The sequence below is a fragment of the Chryseobacterium lathyri genome (assembly GCF_003290185.1).
Taxonomy (GTDB): Bacteria; Bacteroidota; Bacteroidia; order Flavobacteriales; family Weeksellaceae; genus Chryseobacterium; species Chryseobacterium lathyri.
Genome location: NZ_QNFY01000049.1, coordinates 1 through 593 on the forward strand (window position 1 = coordinate 1; position 593 = coordinate 593).

General features: G+C 39.0%; 1 pseudogene. It reads right to left on the reverse strand.

The features are described from left to right. Window positions 1-593, reverse strand: a pseudogene (locus tag DRF61_RS22470) (DUF2723 domain-containing protein); the annotation flags it as partial.

Sequence of the window (593 nt, forward strand, 5' to 3'; positions counted from 1 at the left end):
CCCATCATAAAAGGGACACCCAATAAAACTACTCCCAAAGCAATGTTTGCTCCGTTTGATTTTATCTTAGACTGGATAAACCATAAGATAGCTCCGGCTCCAAGGCCAATCCAGATCGAAAATGCATAAAAGGACCCCACCATCGCATAATCTCTTTCCCTTACTTCAAAAGGCTTCACGCCTGTGTAGAAAACAATTCCGACACTTGTTAAAATAAATAATGAAAGCAGTGCATAGAATCTTCCAAAGTCCCTGTTAAGCTGGAAAAAGAAACCGATCAACCCTAAGATTAAGGGTAAAAAGAAGAATTTAACCGTACTTTCATTCTTGAATTTTGCAGGCATTTTATCCTGGTTCCCAAGCAGTGCATTATCGATGAAAGGAATTCCGGAGATCCAGTTTCCTTTAGTGTTTTCCATATTTCCTTCAAGATCATTTTGTCTTCCCACGAAGTTCCACATCAGGTATCTTACAAAATAATACCCATTCTGGAATGTAATGAAATAGTCCATATTCTGAGCCAGTGAAGGCTTCTGAACATTGATCAGGTTGTAAGGTTTCACTTTCAGGTAATCAGCTGCCGTAATGGATTT